Annotated in this window: 6 protein-coding genes; 2 read left to right on the plus strand and 4 right to left on the minus strand. The window is 67.0% G+C overall.

Annotated features, from left to right (window positions below; translation table 11 throughout):
• Window positions 1–112 precede the first annotated feature (112 nt).
• The 4 genes from J2848_RS35005 to J2848_RS35020 form a co-directional block, all read right to left on the minus strand.
• Window positions 113–694, minus strand: coding sequence for a rhodanese-like domain-containing protein (locus J2848_RS35005; protein WP_246194067.1), 582 nt, complete (start codon window positions 692–694; stop codon window positions 113–115).
• The gene (locus tag J2848_RS35010; protein ID WP_149233304.1) at window positions 691–1,341 is read right to left on the minus strand and encodes a response regulator; all 651 of its coding nucleotides are present in this window, start codon (window positions 1,339–1,341) and stop codon (window positions 691–693) included. The genes J2848_RS35005 and J2848_RS35010 overlap by 4 nt, the downstream gene beginning before the upstream one ends.
• 182 nt (window positions 1,342–1,523) lie before the next feature.
• Window positions 1,524–1,976, minus strand: a complete 453-nt coding sequence (pedF, locus tag J2848_RS35015) for a cytochrome c-550 PedF (protein WP_211103245.1) — start codon at window positions 1,974–1,976, stop codon at window positions 1,524–1,526.
• Window positions 1,977–2,213: 237 nt separating this feature from the next.
• Window positions 2,214–3,131 (minus strand): SIS domain-containing protein, encoded by a 918-nt coding sequence (locus tag J2848_RS35020; protein WP_149233305.1) that lies wholly within the window; start codon window positions 3,129–3,131, stop codon window positions 2,214–2,216.
• A gap of 222 nt (window positions 3,132–3,353) precedes the next feature.
• Here J2848_RS35020 and edd point away from each other — a divergent pair, with 222 nt between their 5' ends.
• Window positions 3,354–5,192, plus strand: a complete 1,839-nt coding sequence (edd, locus tag J2848_RS35025) for a phosphogluconate dehydratase (protein WP_149233306.1) — start codon at window positions 3,354–3,356, stop codon at window positions 5,190–5,192.
• 149 nt (window positions 5,193–5,341) lie between these two features.
• Window positions 5,342–6,862 (plus strand): glucose-6-phosphate dehydrogenase, encoded by a 1,521-nt coding sequence (gene zwf, locus J2848_RS35030; RefSeq protein WP_149233307.1) that lies wholly within the window; start codon window positions 5,342–5,344, stop codon window positions 6,860–6,862.
• The last annotated feature ends 93 nt before the right edge of the window (window positions 6,863–6,955 follow it).

Consider the following 6,955-nt stretch of genomic DNA (forward strand, 5'->3'; position numbering starts at 1 on the left):
TGTTGTCGACCATGATGGTTGGCAAGATGAAGAGTAGCGGTCCTGGGCGGTCGGCCGCCATGCTACCATGGTGTAATCCGCCACCTCTTTCGACGCCGGTCCGCCCCCGAAATCAGGGTGCGGGGGCGGCGGGAGGGGGCAGCGGATGCGCCTCCTCCGTCGGCAGACCGGCCTCCATCCAGCCGTCGATGCCCGTCGGGTACCAATGGACCCGGGCATAGCCAAGCAACACCGCCCGCTTGGCGGCGTTCCACGACAGCCAGCAATCGGACAGGCAGTAGAACAAAAGATCACGGGCCCGGTCGCCGCCGGTCAGCCGGTCCAGCTGGGAATTAAACCAAGCCAGAGTCGCCGGATCGGGCGCCCCCATCCCCACATTGGGCAGCCAGACGCTGCCGGGGATTTGCCGATAGGGTTTCGATTGCAGCCAGGGACCACCGGGCAGGGTGCTGCGCTCCAGCCTTTGGACGAAGATCGGAATGAGGCGCCCTTGCGACAGCAGCGCCTGCACCGTGGGGGTGTCGACCGTTTCCGCCCCGGCGACGCCGTCCGGCGTGGGGGAGCGGTAGTCGGACAGGCGGTAGCCTTCAGGCTGCGGAATGCCGGCACCGAGGGCGGGGGCGGTAAGGACGAGTGTGAGAAAGAGAGTAACGAATTTCGGGAGGCTTCGCCCCCTCCACGAACCTCTCCTCACCGCCGGTCGGCCAGCACGCGGTTGGCGATCACCACCGCCTGGGTGCGGCTGTAGACCTTCAGCTTTTGCAGGATGGCCGAGACATGGGCCTTCACCGTCGTCTCGGTGATGCTGAGGTCGAAGGCGATCTCCTTGTTCAACTTCCCCGTACCCAGCAATTCCAGCACCCGGAGCTGCTGTGCCGTCAGGGTGGCGATGCGCCGCGCAATCTCCGCGGTTTCGGCATCCTCGGCCTCGTCGGCGGCGGTCTCCTCCCCGGCCTGGGGCGGAACGTAAAGCTCGCCGTTCAGCACCTGACGCAGGGCGGCGGCGATAGCGTCGCGCGGGGTCGATTTGGGAATGAAGCCGGCGGCCCCGCTCTCCATCGCCTCGCGCACCCATCGGCGCTCCTCATGGGCGGAAACGACGACGACCGGAGTTGCCGGAAAGCGCTGGCGCAGCGTGCGCAGCCCGCCCAGCCCGTTCATGCCCGGCATATTGACGTCCAGCAGCACGAGGTCGAGGTCGCCCCGCTCCTCCAGCGCCTGCATGACGCTGTCGAGCCGGTCCGCCTCCATCACGTCGGTGGCTTGGCAGGAATAGAGCACCGCGCTGCGCAGCGCATCGCGCACCATCGGATGATCATCGGCAATCAGGATCCGGGTCATGGCCTGCGGTTCCCTGCACAGCGGCAAATGGGGGCGGAAGGGATGGATGACGGGAGTGGTTCCCGCTTCCATTGTGTCAGAGCGAAATGGGGGGGTGCAACAACGCGAATGACGCCAATTGTTTTGTGCGCGAACATGTCGCACCGCCATCGGGCCTACCCCCCTTCGGTCGGAATCGGACGTTAATCTTCGTGTACTGTCTCCAGCCAGGAGCGGATGGCCCACAGCGCCTCCTGCCCCAGAGCCTCGCCGAACTTGGGCATGTAGGTCACGCCGTTGCGGATCGAGCCATTGGTGACGCGCTCCTTGAACCACTCGTCACCGGCATCGCCCTTCTCCAGGTAGCGCAGATCGGGGGCGATGCCGCCGGACACCGCACCCAACCCATGACAGCGCGCACAGTTCTGGTTGAAGGCGGACGAACCGATCTCGATGGCGCGCGGGTTGCCGCGGTAGGGATTGCTGTCCCGCCACTTGTCGCCCAGCTTCTCCAGCCCGCTGGTGTCGACCGGCTGCGGAACGACGTCGCCGTGCGCGAAGACCGGACCGCTCAGCACCACAGTCAACAGCCCGGCCAGAGCAGGCAGGGCGAGGCGGTGGGGACGGGTGGGCGGCGTGGCGGACCTTTGCGTCATCGATGCGTCCTCTTCCTGCATCCGTCTTTTCGGCTCCCGTGTTGTGCCGTGCCGCGGGTCCCGCATTTGCGGAAACACTGGACGGTTTCAGGGCCTGATTGCGGTCGAGGATAGCAATCGTTCGTCTGCTTAATTATTCGACGATGGTACAAGGATCGCCGTCACGGCCACGCCGATGCCACGCCATCTTAATCGATGGTCGGATGACGCAAAGGGCAAGCGGCCGACAGCCTGCCGTCAGGTCAGCGGTGGCAGCCGACCGGCATTGATTGCCGACTTCACCTTCGCCAGCTGCCGCACGGCCGGATCGCCCAGCCGCAGTGCCACGCCGGTTGACAGCACATCGATTAGCGTCAGATGCACCAATCGCGAGGCCATCGGCGTGTACATCTCGGTATCCTCCACCGGCTGGCTGGCGATGACCACGCTCGCCATGGTGGCCAAGGGCGACCGCGGTGCGGTGATCGCCACCACCGCCGTGCCCTGTGCCCGCGCCGCTGCCGCCAGCTCGTTGATCGTTCCGCTGCGCCCTGTGTTGGACAGCGCCAGCAGCACCCCGCCGGCCGCCATATTGACCAGCAGCATGCGCGCCAGCACCGGATCGGCGCAGGGCTGCGCATCGGCGCCAAAGCGCAGCAGCTTGTGCGCCGCATCCTGGGCCAGGGCGCTCGACCCACCGGTGCCGACGCACAGCACCCGCGGCGCGTCCGCCAGCAGACCGATGGCCCGCTCCAGCGCCCCGTCGTCCAGCGTCGCGGAGGCCGCGGTCAGGGCGGCGGCACTCGATGAAAAAATTTTTCTCGCCAGCGTGCCGACAGCGTCGTCCGGCGCCACATCCTGGCTGACATAGGGAGTGCCGCCGCGCACTTCGTCGCGCAGCGCATCACGCGCCTGGGATTCGGCGAGCCGCAACTTGAAGTCGGGAAAGCCGGCACAGCCGACGCTGCGGCAAAAACGCACGACCGTCGCCTCGCTGACTTCCGCCGCCTGCGCCAGCGAGGTGACGTTCAGGTCGAGCACCCGTCGCGGATCGGCCAGTACCAGATCGGCGATCTGCCCCTCCGATCGCTTCAACCTATCCCGCAGCCGGCGGATCCCGTCCAATATATCCATTGGTGCAGGATTGGCGGTGGCGCTGTTGACCGGGGGTGGCATGGCGTAAAGTTACTTCCCTGGAATGGGCTGACAATGCCGGAGTCCGGACAGGTACGGTGCTGCGGAGAGCGCTTCCGGCACTATGAAGAAATTTGCCGCGGATTGCGAGAAATCCAACCGTTTGATGCCGCATATGAAAAAAATTTTCTTCACAGCCCGTCCTCTCAGGCGTATGGTCCGTTTCAGAAATCATCGCCTCCCACAAACGGTCGAGACGCGATCATGAGCAAGCCCGCCTCCCTGAATTCTGTCGTCGCCCGCGTGACGGAGCGCATCGCGGAGCGCAGCCGCGACCGCCGTGCCGCCTATCTGGCGCGGCTGGAAAATGCCGGTGGCAAGCCGCGCCGCCACCGCCTCGGCTGCGCCAACCTCGCCCACGCCTTTGCGGCCTGCGGTGCGAACGACAAGGCGGCGCTACGTGGCGAGACGCAGCCGTCGATCGGCATCGTCACCGCTTACAACGACATGCTCTCGGCCCATCAGCCTTATGAGCGCTACCCCGCCATGATCCGCGAGTCGGTGCGGGCGGCGGGGGGCGTGGCCCAAGTCGCCGGTGGCGTGCCCGCCATGTGCGACGGCGTCACCCAGGGTTACGAGGGGATGGAGCTATCTCTGTTCAGCCGAGATGTCATCGCGCTGGCGACCGGCGTCGCGCTGTCGCACGCGACCTTCGACGGCGTGCTGTGCCTGGGCATCTGCGATAAGATCGTCCCCGGCCTGGTGATCGGCTCGCTCGCCTTCGGCCATCTGCCGACGATCTTCGTGCCTGCCGGCCCGATGCCGTCCGGCCTGTCCAATGCCGACAAGGCCAAGGCGCGTCAGCTCTATGCCCAGGGCAAGGTCGGTCGCGAGGAGTTGCTGGAGGCCGAGTCCAAGTCCTATCACGCCCCCGGCACCTGCACCTTCTACGGCACAGCCAACACCAACCAGATGCTGATGGAGATCATGGGCCTGCATCTGCCGGGCGCCAGCTTCGTCAACCCCAACACGCCGCTGCGCGATGCGCTGACCGACGCCGCCGCCCGCCGGGTGGTGGCGATGACCGTACCCGGCGCCGGCACCCCGATCGGCCGCATCGTCGATGAGCGCGCACTGGTCAACGGCATCGTCGGGCTGTTGGCCACCGGCGGCTCGACCAACCACACCCTGCACATCCCGGCCATCGCCGCAGCCGCCGGCATCGAACTGAACTGGGAGGATTTCTCGGAGCTGTCGGCGGTCGTCCCGCTGCTGGCCCGGGTCTATCCCAACGGCAGCGCCGACGTGAACCGCTTCCATCAGGCCGGTGGCATGCCCTTCATCATCGGCCAGCTGATCGATGCCGGGCTGGTCCACACCGACATTTCCACCATTTACGGCGAAGGCGGGCTCGAGCCCTACCGCAGTATGCCTGACCTGGACGAAGGCGGCGCCCTGACCTGGACCCGCACGGCCACCGACCAGAGCGGCGACCCGTCGGTCGTCGCCACCACCGCAGCCCCCTTCGCGGCCGAAGGCGGCCTGCGCGTGCTGACCGGCAATCTCGGCCGCGGCGTCATCAAGACCTCGGCGGTCAAGCCGGAGCATCGCGTCGTCGAGGCCCCGGCCCGCGTCTTCGACAACCAGGAGTCCGTGCAGGCCGCCTTCCGTGCCGGCGAACTCGACCGCGACGTGATCGTCGTCGTTCGCTACCAGGGCCCGGGCGCCAACGGCATGCCGGAGCTGCACAAGCTGACCCCGCCGCTGGGCGTGGTGCAGGACAAGGGCTTCAAGGTCGCGCTGGTGACCGACGGCCGCATGTCCGGTGCGTCGGGCAAGGTGCCGGCGGCCATCCACGTCACGCCTGAGGTCAAGGGCGGCGGTCCGCTCGGCCGTGTGCGCGACGGCGACATCCTGCGCTTGGATGCGGAGGCCGGGACACTGAACGCCCTGGTCGATGCCGCCGAGTGGGAGAGCCGCGGCGCTCCCCCGCCGCCGAGCGAGGATGCCTCCCACGGCTGCGGTCGGGAACTCTTCTCCCTGTTCCGCAACAATGCCGGCCCGGCGGAGAGCGGGGCTTCCGTCCTCAACCTGCTGGGCTGATCCTGCCGGTTCATCCGGCGGTAGCAAATCCTGAACGTTGGGCCGGCATCGGGCCATGCCGGCCCGCATTGTGACCGGCCCATCCCTGTGGCACCATAACGCACGGGCTGACCAAACGCACCGTGCCATCGACGTCGAGAGGTCCGAAGATGAACTCCCGCTCCACCGTCGCAGCGCCCGCACTGCCCCCCTTCGACTATACGGTGTTCGGCGGCACCGGCGATCTGGCCCTGCGCAAGCTGCTGCCGGCGCTCTACCTGCGCGACAAGGCGGGGCAGGTGGCCGAGGGCAGCCGCATCATCGGCGTCTCGCGCAGCCCGCTCGCTCCCTCCGACTACCGCGCCAAGGCGGAGGAGGCGATCCGCGAGCATGTTCCGGCCGACGAGCGTGACACTGCGGTGGTCGCCCGTTTCCTGGAGCGGCTGGATTATGTCCCGGTCGATGCCACCTCCGATGATGGTTGGGACGAGTTGGCCGACCGGCTGAACAGCCCGCCGCCGCGCGGCAGCGACGCGGTCCGTATCTTCTACCTCGCCACCTCTCCCAGCCTGTTCGGCCCGGTCAGCGATCAACTCCGCGCCTTCGGCCTCGCCACCCCGGCCTCGCGCGTCGTGCTGGAGAAGCCGATCGGCCGCGACCTCGCCTCGGCACAGGAAATCAACGACCGGGTCGGTGCGGTCTTCACCGAGCCGCAGATTTACCGCATCGACCATTATCTCGGTAAGGAGACGGTGCAGAACCTGTTGGCCCTGCGCTTCGGCAACTCGCTGTTCGAGCCCTTGTGGAACGCCGACCATATCGACCATGTGCAGATCACCGTCGCCGAGACGGTCGGCGTGGAGGAGCGTGGCGGCTACTACGACCAGTCCGGCGCCCTACGCGACATGGTGCAGAACCACCTGCTGCAACTCGTCTGTCTGGTCGGCATGGAATGCCCGATTTCGCTGGCCCAGGAATCGGTTCGCGACGAGAAGCTGAAGGTTCTGCGCTCGCTCAAGCCCATTGGACCGGACGAGATCGGCGGCTGCACCGTCCGCGGCCAGTATCGCGCCGGTGCCGTTGCCGGCGGTGCGGTGCCCGGCTATCTCGACGAACCCGGCATTCCGGCCGGCAGCAGCACGGAGACCTTCGTCGCGCTGAAGCTGGAGATCGACAATTGGCGCTGGGCCGGCGTGCCCTTCTACCTGCGTAGCGGCAAGCGGCTGCCGGCCAAGATGTCGGAGATCGTTATCCAGTTCCGGCCAATCCGCCACTCGATCTTCCCGCAGGGGGCGGGCGAGTTGCAGGCCAACCGCCTGATCGTCCGGCTCCAGCCCGACGAGAGCATCCGTATGCATCTGATGACCAAGGAACCCGGGCCGGGCGGTATGCGCCTGCGGCCGGCGGCCTTGAACCTCAGCTTCGCGCAGACCTTCGGCGGCCGCTTCCCGGATGCCTATGAGCGCCTGCTGATGGATGTGGTGCGCGGCAACTCCACCCTGTTCATGCGCCGCGACGAGGTCGAGGCGGCGTGGCAGTGGGCGGAGCCGATCATCGACGGCTGGACCGCCCGGCACGAGATGCCGAAGCCCTATATTGCCGGCACCTGGGGCCCCTCGCAGTCGATCGCTCTGATCGAGCGTGACGGCCGCACTTGGCATGACGACGAGATCCCGTCGGCCGCCTTCTGACCCCTCTGGTCAAGGAATCGTCATGAGGGGCGAAAAAAGTACTTGCGCGGTTTGGGAGGTGTCGCCTATAAAGCGCCTCCCGACGCGAACGAC

This window comes from Azospirillum lipoferum (assembly GCF_024170005.1).
In the GTDB taxonomy this organism is placed as follows: domain Bacteria; phylum Pseudomonadota; class Alphaproteobacteria; order Azospirillales; family Azospirillaceae; genus Azospirillum; species Azospirillum lipoferum.